The organism is Streptomyces sp. NPDC059788 (genome assembly GCF_042732265.1).
GTDB lineage: Bacteria > Actinomycetota > Actinomycetes > Streptomycetales > Streptomycetaceae > Streptomyces.
Window position 1 is genome coordinate 166,725 of record NZ_JBHWHY010000009.1, and the last position, 13,197, is coordinate 179,921.

Annotated in this window: 14 protein-coding genes; 8 read left to right on the top strand and 6 right to left on the bottom strand. The window is 70.4% G+C overall.

All coding sequences use genetic code 11. From position 1 onward, the window contains the following. Positions 1 to 134: 134 nt before the first annotated feature. The 3 genes from ACFV57_RS10805 (at position 135) to ACFV57_RS10815 (ending at position 1,698) form a co-directional block, all read left to right on the top strand. A complete protein-coding gene (locus ACFV57_RS10805) occupies positions 135 to 569 on the top strand; it encodes a helix-turn-helix domain-containing protein (protein WP_385228482.1) in 435 nt (144 codons plus the stop codon). A 41-nt stretch (positions 570 to 610) separates the two neighbouring features. Then, positions 611 to 1,198 (top strand): hypothetical protein, encoded by a 588-nt coding sequence (locus ACFV57_RS10810; RefSeq protein WP_385228485.1) that lies wholly within the window; start codon positions 611 to 613, stop codon positions 1,196 to 1,198. A gap of 155 nt (positions 1,199 to 1,353) precedes the next feature. Continuing rightward, on the top strand, positions 1,354 to 1,698 hold the full coding sequence (locus ACFV57_RS10815) for a DUF2516 family protein (protein ID WP_385228576.1): 345 nt from the start codon (positions 1,354 to 1,356) through the stop codon (positions 1,696 to 1,698). 80 nt (positions 1,699 to 1,778) lie between these two features. Here the strand turns inward: ACFV57_RS10815 and ACFV57_RS10820 are convergent, their stop codons facing one another. Both ACFV57_RS10820 and ACFV57_RS10825 read right to left on the bottom strand, forming a co-directional pair. Beyond that, the gene (locus ACFV57_RS10820) at positions 1,779 to 3,146 is read right to left on the bottom strand and encodes a PP2C family protein-serine/threonine phosphatase (RefSeq protein WP_385228487.1); all 1,368 of its coding nucleotides are present in this window, start codon (positions 3,144 to 3,146) and stop codon (positions 1,779 to 1,781) included. A 454-nt stretch (positions 3,147 to 3,600) separates the two neighbouring features. Then, entirely contained in the window at positions 3,601 to 4,722 is a 1,122-nt protein-coding gene (locus tag ACFV57_RS10825; RefSeq protein ID WP_385228490.1) for an NlpC/P60 family protein, read from the bottom strand. Positions 4,723 to 5,168: 446 nt separating this feature from the next. On the opposite strand from ACFV57_RS10825, the gene pstS reads away from it, so the two are divergent. The 4 genes from pstS to pstB all read left to right on the top strand — a co-directional run bounded on the left by pstS (position 5,169) and on the right by pstB (position 9,279). After that, positions 5,169 to 6,296, top strand: a complete 1,128-nt coding sequence (gene pstS / locus ACFV57_RS10830; protein ID WP_385228493.1) for a phosphate ABC transporter substrate-binding protein PstS — start codon at positions 5,169 to 5,171, stop codon at positions 6,294 to 6,296. A 95-nt stretch (positions 6,297 to 6,391) separates the two neighbouring features. Next, positions 6,392 to 7,390: a phosphate ABC transporter permease subunit PstC gene (pstC, locus tag ACFV57_RS10835; protein ID WP_385228496.1), complete on the top strand. Its 999-nt coding sequence runs from the start codon at positions 6,392 to 6,394 to the stop codon at positions 7,388 to 7,390. Beyond that, positions 7,387 to 8,466: a phosphate ABC transporter permease PstA gene (gene pstA, locus ACFV57_RS10840; RefSeq protein ID WP_385228499.1), complete on the top strand. Its 1,080-nt coding sequence runs from the start codon at positions 7,387 to 7,389 to the stop codon at positions 8,464 to 8,466. Before pstC ends, pstA begins: the two co-directional genes overlap by 4 nt. Before the next feature lie 36 nt (positions 8,467 to 8,502). Continuing rightward, positions 8,503 to 9,279 carry a phosphate ABC transporter ATP-binding protein PstB gene (gene pstB / locus ACFV57_RS10845; RefSeq protein WP_385228502.1) on the top strand — a complete coding sequence of 259 codons (777 nt, stop codon included), beginning with the start codon at positions 8,503 to 8,505 and terminating at the stop codon, positions 9,277 to 9,279. 142 nt (positions 9,280 to 9,421) lie between these two features. On the opposite strand, the gene ACFV57_RS10850 is transcribed toward pstB, so the two are convergent. After that, positions 9,422 to 10,420: an inorganic phosphate transporter gene (locus ACFV57_RS10850; protein ID WP_030592178.1), complete on the bottom strand. Its 999-nt coding sequence runs from the start codon at positions 10,418 to 10,420 to the stop codon at positions 9,422 to 9,424. 6 nt (positions 10,421 to 10,426) lie between these two features. After that, positions 10,427 to 11,047, bottom strand: a complete 621-nt coding sequence (locus tag ACFV57_RS10855) for a DUF47 domain-containing protein (RefSeq protein ID WP_003983068.1) — start codon at positions 11,045 to 11,047, stop codon at positions 10,427 to 10,429. Positions 11,048 to 11,241: 194 nt separating this feature from the next. Between ACFV57_RS10855 and ACFV57_RS10860 the strand changes: the two genes are divergently transcribed. Further along, positions 11,242 to 11,643, top strand: a complete 402-nt coding sequence (locus tag ACFV57_RS10860; RefSeq protein ID WP_385228505.1) for a metal-sensitive transcriptional regulator — start codon at positions 11,242 to 11,244, stop codon at positions 11,641 to 11,643. A 57-nt stretch (positions 11,644 to 11,700) separates the two neighbouring features. Here the strand turns inward: ACFV57_RS10860 and ACFV57_RS10865 are convergent, their stop codons facing one another. Then, positions 11,701 to 11,898: a hypothetical protein gene (locus ACFV57_RS10865; RefSeq protein ID WP_385228508.1), complete on the bottom strand. Its 198-nt coding sequence runs from the start codon at positions 11,896 to 11,898 to the stop codon at positions 11,701 to 11,703. Between the two features lie 193 nt (positions 11,899 to 12,091). Beyond that, the gene (locus ACFV57_RS10870; RefSeq protein WP_385228511.1) at positions 12,092 to 13,078 is read right to left on the bottom strand and encodes a hypothetical protein; all 987 of its coding nucleotides are present in this window, start codon (positions 13,076 to 13,078) and stop codon (positions 12,092 to 12,094) included. Positions 13,079 to 13,197: the final 119 nt, after the last annotated feature.

Genomic DNA, 13,197 nt, shown 5'->3' on the forward strand with positions numbered 1-13,197 from the left:
CGATTTTCCCTAGCATCCCGTTGAGGCCGGAATGCGGCCGTCCGTATCCCCCGGGGGAGCCGTGACCATGACCACCGCACCACTTTTGCTAGCGCCCGCTTGCAATAGTTAGCACGATGCCGCACCATCGAGGCATGGCATCACTCAACGTCGGCAACCTCGGCGAGTTCCTGCGGGAGCAGCGGCGCAACGCGCAGCTGAGCCTGCGGCAGCTCGCGGATGCCGCCGGGGTGTCCAATCCGTATCTCAGTCAGATCGAGCGCGGGCTGCGCAAGCCGAGCGCGGACATCCTGCAGCAGCTGGCCAAGGCGCTGCGGATCTCCGCCGAGACGCTGTACGTGCAGGCCGGGATTCTCGACGAGCGGAAGGTGGACGGGGTCGAGGTGCACACCGCGATCCTCACCGATCCCGCGCTGACCGAGAAGCAGAAGCAGGTGCTGCTGCAGATCTACGAGTCCTTCCGCAAGGAGAACGGACACGGGAGCGGGCGCGGCGAGAGCGACGGCTCCCCCGAGGACGAGCCCGCTCCGGACGCCCGAGAGGCCGACGGCGACCCGCACGCCACCTGAGCGACCGACCACCGCATTCCAGTTCCAGGAGGAATCACGCCATGGCCATCACCGACGACCTCCGCAAGGCTTTCACCGACCCGACCCCGCTGTACGCCTTCGCCGGCGGCGTGGATCTCGCCGCCGAGAAGGCCAGGGAGATCCCGGGGCTGGTCGACAAGATCCGCCAGGAGGCCCCCAAGCGGTTCGACGCCGTCCGCAACACCGACCCGAAGGTCGTGCAGGACCGCGTCACCAAGGAGGCCAAGGACGCGCAGGAGCGGCTGACCCGGCTGGTGGGCTCGCTCGACGCCGACCTCAAGAAGCTCAGCCAGCAGGCGCAGGACCTGGCGCTGCAGGGCGTGGGCCGCGCGGCCGAGGCCGCCGTCAAGCTGCGCGAGGGCTACGACGACCTGGCCGAGCGCGGCCGCGGCGCGGTGCAGGAGTGGCGCGGCGAGGCCGCCGAGGCGACCGAGGAGCTCGCGGTCGCGATCGAGCCGGACGTCAAGCAGGAGCCGAAGCAGGAGCCGGCGGCGGAGGACACGGCCGAGGGCGACACCGAGGCGAAGTCCGCCGCGGTCAAGAAGACCGCGCCCGCCAAGAAGACGACGGCGAAGAAGACCGCCGCGTCCGGCGAGAACGGCAAGTAGGCAGCAAGCAGGCGGCAGGCGACCGGCGGCGGGCAAGCGGTACGTGAGCAGGCCGTCGGCCGGCAGGTAGCGGCGGGCCGGGCGCGCAGCGCGTGTCCGGCCCGTTCTCCGGGTACGGTGGGCCGACGACGGACCGAGTCGAACGGGTGATGGCAGTGCTGATCTACGGGTTCCAGAACGTGCTGAGCTGGGTGCAGCTGGTGCTGGCCGTGTACGCCGCCGTGATGCTCGTCGACGCGGCCGTACGGCGGGAGGACGCCTACCGGGCGGCCGGCAAGCAGACCAAGGGCATGTGGCTGATCTTCCTGGTCCTCGCCACCGCGCTGCTGTTCCTGCTGCCGCTGATGTCGTTCCTGCCGATCATCGGGCTGATCGCCGTGATCGTCTACACGGTCGACGTGCGGCCCGCGATCAAGGAGGTCTCCGGCGGCCGGGGCCCGCGCCGCGGCGGCGGGTCGAGCTCGGACGGGCCGTACGGGCCGTTCAACGGCGGTCGGTAGACACGGGGCCGAGGCCGGACGCGGCGCGGCTTGGGGCCGGTTGCGTACGCCCCCTGCCGAGCAGGCGCAAGGCGCGGACGTCAGTTGCGTACGCGTCCCCGGTCGAGCAGCAGAACGGCCACGTCGTCCGTCAGCTCCCCGCCGTTGAGGTCCCGCACCTCCGTGACGGCGGCGTCGAGCAGCTCCTCGCCCCGTAGCCCGGCGGCCATCTGACGCCCCACCAGTTCGGTCATGCCTTCCTGGCCGAGGCGCTGGTTGCCGTTGCCGACGCGGCCTTCGATCAGGCCGTCCGTATACATCATCAGGCTCCACGAGCCGCCCAGCGCGACCTGGCGGCGCGGCCAGCGGGCGCGCGGCAGCAGGCCCAGCGCCGGGCCGCCCTCCTCGTACGGGAGCAGCCGCGGCGCCCCGCCGGAGCGGGCGAGCAGCGGCGCGGGGTGGCCGGCCAGGCACACTCCGGCGTGCCGCCCGTCCGGCGCGATGTCGACCAGGCACAGCGTCGCGAAGATCTCGTCGTCGGCGCGCTCGTTCTCCAGGACCTTCTGGAGGGTGGACAGCAGCGCGTCGCCGCACAGTCCGGCGAAGGTCAACGCGCGCCAGGCGATGCGCAGTTCCACGCCGAGCGCGGCCTCGTCGGGGCCGTGGCCGCAGACGTCGCCGATCATCGCGTGCACGGTGCCGTCGGCCGTCCGTACGGTGTCGTAGAAGTCGCCGCCGAGCAGCGCGCGGCTGCGTCCGGGGCGGTAGCGGGCCGCGAAGCGCAGGTCGGAGCCGTCCAGGAGGGGCGTGGGCAGCAGGCCGCGCTCCAGCCGGCGGTTCTCCTGGGCCAGCATGCGCGACTCGGTGAGCTGGCGCTGCGCGAGGTCGGCGCGCTTGCGCTCGACCGCGTAGCGCACCGCCCGGCTGAGGACCGCGCCGTCGAGTTCGTCGCGGAAGAGGTAGTCCTGCGCGCCGACGCGTACGGCTTCGGCGGCCCGCTCGGCGTCGGCCTCGGAGGTCAGCGCGAGGACGGCGTGGGCGGGGGCCATGCGCAGCACCGAGCGCAGGGCGCCCAGCTCGTCGCGGCCGCCGTCCTCCTGCGGCCCGGCCCCGTCGCGCTCCTGCGCTCCCGCGGAGGCCGCGCCCACGGGGGCCGCGCCGGCGGGAGCCGCGTCCGCGGGTGCCAGGTCGAGCAGGATGCAGTGCACGTCGTCGGTGAGCAGCCGCTCGGCCTCGGTGAGGTTGCGGGCCGTACGGACGCGGACCCGGCGGCCTTCCCAGTCCCGCATCTCGGGCACGGCGCTGGTGGGGTCCTCGCCTATCAGCAGCAGGGTCAGCCCGGTGTCCGGAGCGCCCGCACCGTCCGCGGACGCCACGGGCCCGGCCGGGTGCCCCGCGTCGTCACGCGCGTCGCCCGCCGCCGCCTCGTGCGGCGCGGCCGTCCGCTGGCGCGGAATGGGTACGGACATGCTCTGCTTCCTTCCCTCCCCCCGAGGGTGCACAGACCCGCCGAACGGCGCGCCTGTATGCCCGGTTCCGCCGCCGCCCGGCGGTCGGCCCGGGCGGTGCGCCACCGGGCACCGAGGAGCGACCCTAGCGGTAGCGCCGAGTCCTGCGGAATGGCCGTAGGCACTCCGCTCTTGTCATATGCCGTTGCCCACAAGCCATATGACCTGGGAAAGGAGGAACGCGGAATGACGAACATCACCCCGGGAACGTCAGGTTGGCCCCCGGCGCTCCGTGACGAAACGCACGTACATCTCACGCTGTGTACGGCAGCACGAACAGCCCCGCATACGGCTTCGCGAACAGTCCTGTGCACGGCGCGCTGAACCACGCCGCACGCAGGACCGCGCCTTTGCGTACGCCCCCACGCGGAACCGCCCTTTTACGTGCCCCCGCTCACACCGCCGCGGCCCGCCCTCACTTGTCGGGCCGCACGACCCCGAGAATCGGCATCGACCCGGCCCCGGTGATGGTGACCTGCCGGCCCGGCCGCGGCGCGTGCACGATCGCGCCGTCGCCGACGTACATTCCGACGTGGCTCGCGTCGGGGAAGTAGATGATCAGGTCCCCCGGACGCATGTCCTTGAGGCCGATCCGCGGCAGCAGCCGCCACTGCTCCTGCGACGTCCGCGGAATGGCCTGCCCGGCGGCCTCCCAGGCGCGCATCGTCAGCCCCGAGCAGTCGAAGGTGTCCGGGCCCTCCGCGCCCCACACGTAGTCCTTCCCGATCTGCGAAGTCGCGTACGCGAGCGCTTTCTTTCCGGCCGCGGAAGCATGTGCGCCGATGTCCTTCAGCACACCGGAATCCAGCCATTTCTGCTGTTCCGCCAGAGCCCGCGCGTCCTCCAGCTTCTTCAGCCGCTCCTTTTCCTCGGCGGCCAGCCGGGATTCCAGCTGCTGCGCCGCCTCGATCTTCTTACGGATGTCGAGCTGCGCGGTCTCCTTCTTCCTGCGGTTCTCCTCCAGCCGCTCCCAGCGGTCGGTGGCGTCCTGCGAATAGCCCTCCAAGGCGGACTTCGTCCGCGCGAGTTGGGCGGTCAGGGTCTTTGCGGCCTGCTGGCTTTTGCGCACCAGCGTGGCGTCGTCGAGAAAGCGCTCGGGGTCCTTGTTGAGCATCAGCCGGGCCTCGGGGGGAATGCCGCCGCCCCGGTACTGCGCGCTGGCCAGCGCGCCCGCCTGGCGCTTGAGTTCGTCCATCCGCCGCTGGGTCCGGTCGATGGTCTGCGCGAGCTTGACGATCTCCTTCTGCTGGAGGTCGACCTGTTCCTTCGCCGCGTTGTACGCCTCGGTGGCCTGTTCCGCCGCGCGGTAGAGGTCCTCGATCTGCTGGCGCACCTCTTCGAGGCGCTTGTCGGACACCGTCGGCGCGGGGTCGGCGTACGCGGCCGGAGCCGTCCCGCCGAGGATGCCCGTCACCCCCAGGACCACCGCCGTCGCGGCCACCACGGCGCCGCGCAGCCCCCGTACCCCCGCCCGGCGCCCCGCGCCCGTCCCTCGCGGCGTGTCCGCCGCACCCTCTCGGTCCCTTACGTCGCGCATGCCGTATGCACCGCGAATGCCCCGCCCTGCCCCCTGCCGCCCCACCAGCCACCTCCGGTCGGTCCGCACCGATTCGTGCATCCCTATTGGCGCGGATGCTGCCATACCGGCGGGTAATCCGACAGAGCAACGCCGAGGATTCCGGGCCGTTCGCGCGCCGCCCCCATCCGACGGCCGAGGTTCACCCTGCGTTCACTCTCCTCCATCGGCGGCTTCACCTGATCTGCCTAATTTCGGCCGTACCGAGCGGCGCACCACTCCTTTGGAGCAAGCACCGCACGGCATTGCCGAACCATCGGGCGACCCGCCCCGGCGGGCCTTGCCCGGCCCCTGCGGCCGCCGCACAGTGACCCCACAGTCACCGCCCGGTCGCCGTACCGGTGACCAACCGAATCTCCACCCCGCACGCCGAAGAAGCGGCGCGCCCCAGGAAGGAACTCTCGACAGTGAAGCAGCAGCAGCGCAAGAACCGGGTTCGCGCCCTCGCCGTTGGCGCTCTCGCCGTCACCGGTGCCCTGGCCCTGACGGCGTGCGGCTCCGACGACACCAGTGGCGGCGGCGGTGCGGCCTCCGCGGCGAAGACCGGCAACATCAAGTGCGAAGGCAAGGGCAAGCTGCTCGCCTCCGGCTCGTCCGCGCAGAAGAACGCCATGGACGCCTGGGTGCAGGCGTACTCGGGCGCCTGCAAGGACACCGAGATCAACTACCAGCCCACCGGTTCCGGCGCGGGCATCACCACCTTCCTCCAGGGCCAGACCGCCTTCGCGGGCTCCGACTCGGCGCTCAAGCCCGAGGAGGTCGAGAAGTCCAAGAAGATCTGCAAGGGCGGCCAGGCGATCAACCTGCCGATGGTCGGCGGCCCGATCGCGGTCGGCTACAACGTGCCCGGCGTGGACAGCCTCGTGCTGGACGCCCCGACCCTCGCCAAGATCTTCGACTCGGAGATCACCAAGTGGAACGACGAGGCGATCAAGAAGCTCAACCCCGAGGCCAAGCTGCCGGACCTCAAGATCCAGGCGTTCCACCGCTCCGACGACTCCGGCACCACCGACAACTTCACCAAGTACCTCAAGGGCGCCGCCCCCGGCGCCTGGAAGCACGAGCCGGGCAAGACCTGGGAGGGCAAGGGCGGCCAGGCCGCGTCCGGTTCGGCCGGCGTGTCCTCGCAGGTCAAGCAGACCAGCGGCGCGATCTCCTACTTCGAGCTGTCCTACGCCACGGCCGGCAAGATCGACACGGTGAAGCTGAACACCGGCGCCAAGGCCCCGGTCGAGGCCACCGTCGACAACGCCTCCAAGGCCATCTCCGAGGCCAAGCAGGTCGGCCAGGGCAACGACCTGGCCCTGAAGCTGAACTACACCACCAAGGCCGAGGACGCCTACCCGATCACCCTCGTCACGTACGAGATCGCCTGCGACAAGGGCAACAAGGCGGAGACCCTGCCCGCCACCAAGTCCTTCCTGACCTACATCTCCAGCAAGGACGGCCAGAACGCCCTCAAGGAGCTGGGCTACGCGCCGCTGCCGACCGAGATCGCCGACAAGGTCCGCTCGACCGTCTCCTCGCTCTCCTGACCCACCGGGCGGCGGCCCGCGCCCCGCAGGCCGCCGCCCGTCCGGTGCACCGCCGCGCCAGGAGTCCCCGCCGGGCTCCGCAGACCGGAGAAACCATGAATTCAGCACCCTCGATACCCAGCGCCCCACCACCACCCGCGCGCCCCGCCGCCTCCTCGGTGTCCGGCAAGGCGGTACGCCCCGGAGACCGGATATTCCTCGGCCTCTCCCGCGGCTCCGGCATCGCCCTCCTGGTGATCATGGCCGCCATCGCGGTCTTCCTCACCGTCCGCTCGGTGATCGCCATCTCCGGTGACCACGCGAACTTCCTGACCTACTTCGAGTGGAACACCTCCGGCCCCGAACCGAAGTTCGGCATCGCCGTCCTCGCCTTCGGCACCGTCGTCAGCTCGGTCATCGCGATGGTCATCGCGGTCCCGGTCGCGGTCGGCATCGCGCTGTTCATCTCGCACTACGCGCCCCGCAAGCTGGCCTCCCCGCTCGGGTACGTCATCGACCTGCTCGCCGCCGTACCGAGCATCATCTACGGCCTGTGGGGCGCCCTCTTCCTCGTCCCGCACCTGACCGGCCTCTACAGCTGGCTGGACGACTACTTCGGCTGGACCGGGATCTTCTCCTACGCCGACGAGGCCCCGCGCGCGCTGTTCACCGTCGGCATCCTGCTCGCGATCATGATCCTGCCGATCGTCACCAGCGTCAGCCGCGAGGTCTTCCTCCAGGCGCCGAAGATGCACGAGGAGGCCGCCCTCGCGCTCGGCGCGACCCGCTGGGAGGTCATCCGCATGTCGGTGCTGCCGTTCGGCCGCTCCGGCATCATCAGCGCCTCGATGCTGGGCCTGGGCCGCGCGCTCGGCGAGACGATGGCCGTGGCCACCGTGCTGTCCCCCGGCTTCCTGATCAACCTCAGCCTGCTGAACCCGGGCGGCGGCACCTTCGCGCAGAACATCGCCAGCAAGTTCAGCGAGGCCGACGAGTTCGGGCAGGACGCCCTGATCGCCTCCGGCCTCGTCCTCTTCGTCATCACACTGCTCGTCAACGGCGCGGCCCGCATGATCATCGCGCGCCGCAAGGAGTACTCGGGGGCCAACGCATGAGTAACACGGTCACCCCGCCGCGGCCCGTCGCCGACAGCGCCCCGCTCCCGGTCTCGCTCAAGCAACCCCGGCTGCCCCGCTGGGCCCCCGCCGGCCTCGCCGTGGCCGCGGCCGCCGTGGGCTGCGGCATCGGCCTGGCCGCCGGCCTGGAGAGCCGTATCCAGTGGGGCCTGATCGCGGCGCTGCTGTTCATCCTCGGTACGTTCGTGATCGCCACCGCCGTCGAAGGCGCGCGGCAGGCCAAGGACCGGCTGGCCACCAGCCTGGTCTGGATCTGCTTCCTGCTGGCCGTGGTGCCGCTGGCCTCGCTCATCTGGGAGACCGTGGCGCGCGGCATCAAGGTCCTCGACGGCTACTTCCTCAGCCACTCGATGGGCACCCTGCCCGACGCGCTGCCCGGCGGCGGCATCTACCACGCAATCATCGGCACCCTGCAGCAGGTGGGCCTGGCCGCCCTGATCGCCGCGCCGATCGGCCTGCTCACCGCCATCTACCTGGTCGAGTACGGGCGCGGGAAGCTGGCCAAGGCCGTCACCTTCTTCGTCGACGTGATGACCGGCATCCCCTCGATCGTCGCCGGTCTGTTCATCCTTTCGGTGTGGATTTTGATCCTCGGCTTCGGCCCGTCCGGCTTCGCCGGCGCGATGGCCCTGGCGATCCTGATGATGCCGGTGGTCGTGCGCTCGACCGAGGAGATGCTCAAGCTGGTCCCCAACGAGCTGCGCGAGGCGTCCCTGGCCCTCGGCGTGCCGAAGTGGCGCACCATCCTCAAGGTGGTCCTGCCGACCTCGATCGGCGGCATCACCACCGGTCTGATGCTGGCCGTCGCCCGGATCACCGGGGAGACCGCCCCCGTGCTGCTGCTGGTCTGGGGCGCGAAGACGATCAACAACAACCCCTTCGAAGGCGCCCAGCAGTCGCTGCCGCTGTATGTGTTCCAGCAGTGGCAGCAGGGCTCCGACGCCTCGTACGACCGTGCGTGGGCCGCGGCGCTCGTCCTGATCGCCTTCGTCATGATCCTCAACCTGGTGGCCCGCGGCATCGCCCGCTGGAAGGCCCCCAAGACCGGCCGCTGACCCTCCCCCGGCGACACGAAAGAAGCAGTGATTCCCATGGCCAAGCGAATCGACGTCAGCGGCCTCTCCGCCTACTACGGCAGCCACCGGGCCATCGACGACATCTCCATGACCGTCGAGCCCCGCTCGGTGACCGCCTTCATCGGCCCCTCGGGCTGCGGCAAGTCGACGTTCCTGCGCACCCTGAACCGGATGCACGAGGTCACCCCCGGCGGCCGCGTCGAGGGCAAGGTGCTGCTGGACGACGAGAACCTGTACGGCAGCGGTGTGGACCCGGTGGCCGTACGCCGTACCGTCGGCATGGTCTTCCAGCGCCCGAACCCGTTCCCCACCATGTCGATCTTCGACAACGTCGCGGCGGGCCTGCGCCTGAACGGCTCGTACAAGAAGTCCGAGCTGTCCGCGGTCGTGGAGAAGTCCCTCAAGGGCGCCAACCTCTGGAACGAGGTCAAGGACCGGCTGAACAAGCCCGGCTCCGGCCTGTCCGGCGGCCAGCAGCAGCGGCTGTGCATCGCCCGCGCCATCGCGGTCGAGCCGCAGGTCCTGCTGATGGACGAGCCGTGCTCCGCCCTCGACCCGATCTCCACCCTCGCCATCGAGGACCTGATCGGCGAGCTGAAGGAACGCTTCACGATCGTCATCGTGACGCACAACATGCAGCAGGCGGCGCGCGTCTCGGACCGTACGGCCTTCTTCAACCTGGCCGCGGTCGGCCAGCCGGGCAAGCTGGTCGAGATCGACGAGACCGAGCGGATCTTCTCCAATCCGTCGGTCCAGGCCACGGAGGACTACATCTCCGGCCGCTTCGGCTGACCGGCCCCGCGCGTCGTGCGCAGACCGGCCCCCCGCGTCCTGCGGTGCTGCATGGCGGTGCCACCGCAAGGACGAGGGCCCGCCCTCCGGTGCCGGAGGGCGGGCCCACGAGAACGTGCGGCTCAGCGGCCGCGCACCGTCGTCACGCGAAGACCAGATGGACGCACCAGTAGCTCAGGGCGGCCACCGCGGCGCCGGCGGGCATGGTGATGAACCAGCCCATGACGATGTTCTTGGCGACGCCCCAGCGCACCGCCCGGGTGCCCTTCGTCGAGCCCACACCCATGATCGCCGAGGTGATCACGTGGGTGGTGGAGATCGGCGCGTGGAACATGAACGAGGCGGTGTACATGACGGACGCCGCGGTCGTCTCGGCCGCGAAGCCCTGCGGCGGGTCCAGTTCGATGATCCGCCGGCCGAGCGTGCGCATGATGCGCCAGCCGCCCGCGTAGGTGCCCAGCGACAGGGTCAGCGCACAGGCGATCTTCACCCAGACCGGGATGGCGTCGCCCGCACTCTGGACGTCCGCGATGACCAGTGCCATCACCACGATGCCCATCGTCTTCTGGGCGTCCTGGAGGCCGTGCCCGAGCGCCATGCCGGCCGCCGAGACCGTCTGCGCGATACGGAAGCCCCGCTTCGCCTTGTGCGGGTTGGACTTCCGGAACAGCCACATGATCAGGACCATCACGAGATAGCCGAGGACCAGGCCGATCACGGGCGAGAGGAACATCGGAACGACGATCTTCTCTATGACGCCCGACCAGTAGACGGTCGTGCCGCCCGCCAGCGCCGCGCCCACCATGCCGCCGAAGAGCGCGTGCGAGGACGACGACGGCAGTCCGAAGTACCAGGTGACCAGGTTCCAGACGACCGCGCCGACCAGGGCCGCGAAGAGGATGCCCATCCCCTTGGAGCCCTCGGGCGTGGAGATCAGCCCTTCACTGACCGTCTTGGCGACCCCGCTGCCCAGGAAGGCGCCGGCGAGGTTCATCACCGCGGCCATCGCGAGCGCCGCCCGCGGGGTCAGGGCCCGCGTCGAGACCGAGGTCGCGATGGCGTTCGCGGAGTCGTGAAAGCCGTTCGTGTACGTGAATCCGAGCGCGACCCCGATGGTCACGATGAGCGCGAAGGTGTCCACCGGAGGTCAGGACTCCTTGACCGCGATCGTCTCGACCGTATTGGCGACATGCTCGAAGGCGTCGGCCGCCTCTTCCAGGATGTCCACGATCTGCTTGAGCTTGAGCACCTCGATGGCGTCGTACTTGCCGTTGAACAGGTGCGCGAGCAGCTTGCGGTGGATCTGGTCGGCCTGGTTCTCCAGGCGGTTGACCTCGATCCAGTACTCGGTGAGGTTGGACATCGTCCGCAGGTTCGGCATCGCCTCGGCGGTCAGCTCCGCCGCCCGCGCCAGGACCTCGATCTGCTGCTCGACGCCCTTGGGCAGTTCCTCGATGCTGTAGAGGACGACCAGGTCGACGGCCTCCTCCATGAAGTCCATGATGTCGTCGAGCTTCGAGGCGAGGTTGTAGATGTCCTCGCGGTCGAACGGTGTGATGAACGAGGAGTTCAGCTGGTGGAAGATCGCGTGGGTCGCGTCGTCCCCCGCGTGCTCCGCCGCCCGCATCCTCTCGGCGATCTCTGTCCGCGCGGAGGCGTCCGCCCCGAGCAGTTCCATCAGGAGCTTGGAGCCTGTGACGATGTTGTCCGCTGACGCGGCGAACATGTCGTAGAAGCTCGTCTCCCTGGGGGTCAGACGAAAGCGCACGTGAAATCCTCGGGGTGCATCGGATTCGGTCGAGTTGATGCTAGGCGCATCATCCAGCCACAGCTAACCGGCATTCCTTCAGTGTCGCCCATCGGGCACCATGCTCTGCACGGGGTACCGCCCGCGCTTGCGAATTTCTGTACCATATACCCACTAGGGGTATATGGAACGCCTACGTATCACGGGAGATGGCCATGACGACCACGGACGCCGACACCAGCGGCACCCCCGCAGCCGCCGCGGCCTGCCACTCCGAGCGGCCGAAAACCGCCCTCGGGACCGACCCCACCACCGTCACCGACCACGACCTGGGCATCCACGGTTACGCGAAGCAGAAGGACGCACACCTCAAGAGGCTGCGCCGGATCGAGGGCCAGATCCGCGGGCTCCAGCGGATGCTCGAAGAAGATGTGTATTGCATCGACATACTCACCCAGGTGTCCGCGAGCACCAAGGGCCTGCAGTCCTTCGGCCTCCAGCTCCTGGAGGAGCACCTGCGGCACTGCGTCGCCGACGCCGCCGTCAAGGGCCCCGAGGCCATCGACGAGAAGGTCAAGGAAGCCACCCGGGCGATCGAGCGGATGCTGCGCACCTGACCCCGGGATGCCGGGCGCACGGCGACCACGGCCGTCACGCCCGGCGCCGCCGCCCTGTCACCTGCGGTTCCCGGGTCCGGGACCCGGTTGCGCACGGTCCGCGTCCACGTCCAGCACCTCGTCGATACGGTCCGAGCTGAGCCGATCCTCGCTCGCGGCGGCCGCCGCGATCATCAACTCACCAGTCAGGTCGATCTCGACGAGGGCTACGTGGTCCTGAACCGTCGAGTTGCGGTGTCCGGCCACGTACAACACCTCCTCCTTCGAGCGCCTCCCCACTCTTCTGGTGGTTACCGCCCAGAGTAGGTACGGGCGCACGCTCCGCGCATGGCACGGATGGACCATTTCCGCCAGTTCGCACACGCCGTGGTCACGTGCCCCGGACACGGTCGCCCGGTCCGCGCCGCTCCCGCCGGCCGTACCGCCCGGCCGCCCCCGGCGACCGCGCTCAGCCGCCCGCGGCGGCGACCTTGCCCGTGTAGATGTCGTCCCCGTCGGGCAGCCGGACCACGACCGGCGCCCCGAAGCCGTGGAACGTGGTGGTGGATGTCACCGACGTCCCGCCCGTCGAGCCGTTGGCGAAGCGGAAGCGCTGGCGGACCTTGCGCAGCCGCCCGGCGTCGTCCAGATACGCGTCGAAGGCGACCTCGTCGGTGGTGAAGCCTTTCTCCGCCGCCGTCAGCGCGGGCCGGACCACGGCGGACGCCGCCCGCGCCGCCGACCCGATGTCCGTCGTGCCGCTGAAGTGCCGCACCGCGATGCCGTCCAGCCGCTCCCGCCCCTCATACGTCACCTCGCGCACCCCGCGCAGCAGTTCGGCGGCGGCCATCGGGTCCGTCGCGCCGCCGGTGACCAGGTTGCCGTCGGCCAGCGAGGCGGTGTCCACCCGCACCCACTTGTCGGCCGGCACGCCCGCCCCTCGGTTCTTCATGTACAGCGCGGTCGGCGTGAGGATCTCCGTGATCGTGCGGTCCGCGCCGCGGCCGTCGCCGGTGTCCGGAAGCCGTACGTTCAGCCGGCCGGTCCGCTTGCGGAAATCGTGACCGCCCGCTCCCCGGATGGCGACGCGGGTGCCGCCGCTGGCGGTCTCCAGCTCCGTACGCACCCGGGAGGAGCCGGACCGCACCAGCGCGTCGACACAGGCGCGCAGCGCGGCCGCGTAGTCCGTACGGCCGGACGGCGACCCGGCGCCCGGCGGGCCCGTCGGGGCTCCCGGCCCGGTGGGCGGCCGGTCGCCCGGCGGGCGGGCACGGTCGGTGAAGGGCAGCCCGGCCGCGGACCCGCCCACCGGGCCGTCCGTGGAGCGGCCGGCCGAGGTGTGGTCGTCGGCCGCCGCCCCGTTCGAGGAACAGCCCGTGGTGAAGAGCCCGAACGCCAGGCCCACCCCGCACACGGCGGCCGCGACGGCGCCGCCTCGCCTGTCCTGCACCACCATCGCGTACGAGCCCCCTCGGCCGCTCTGCTCGTGAAGTTGCGGACCGGGATGTTCCGGTTGTCCCGGACCACCACGACCCGTTCCGTTCAACGACCGTTCAGGTCGCTTCGTCACGCCCG

Excerpts from the sequence above, each read along its gene's own strand:
- ACFV57_RS10810 (WP_385228485.1), top strand. The coding sequence starts at position 611 with ATGGCCATCACCGACGACCTCCGCAAGGCTTTCACCGACCCGACCCCG.
- ACFV57_RS10820 (WP_385228487.1), bottom strand. The coding sequence starts at position 3,146 with ATGTCCGTACCCATTCCGCGCCAGCGGACGGCCGCGCCGCACGAGGCG.
- pstB (WP_385228502.1), top strand. The coding sequence starts at position 8,503 with ATGGCCAAGCGAATCGACGTCAGCGGCCTCTCCGCCTACTACGGCAGC.
- ACFV57_RS10825 (WP_385228490.1), bottom strand. The coding sequence starts at position 4,722 with ATGCGCGACGTAAGGGACCGAGAGGGTGCGGCGGACACGCCGCGAGGG.
- ACFV57_RS10805 (WP_385228482.1), top strand. The coding sequence starts at position 135 with ATGGCATCACTCAACGTCGGCAACCTCGGCGAGTTCCTGCGGGAGCAG.
- pstC (WP_385228496.1), top strand. The coding sequence starts at position 6,392 with ATGAATTCAGCACCCTCGATACCCAGCGCCCCACCACCACCCGCGCGC.
- ACFV57_RS10870 (WP_385228511.1), bottom strand. The coding sequence starts at position 13,078 with ATGGTGGTGCAGGACAGGCGAGGCGGCGCCGTCGCGGCCGCCGTGTGC.
- pstA (WP_385228499.1), top strand. The coding sequence starts at position 7,387 with ATGAGTAACACGGTCACCCCGCCGCGGCCCGTCGCCGACAGCGCCCCG.
- ACFV57_RS10860 (WP_385228505.1), top strand. The coding sequence starts at position 11,242 with ATGACGACCACGGACGCCGACACCAGCGGCACCCCCGCAGCCGCCGCG.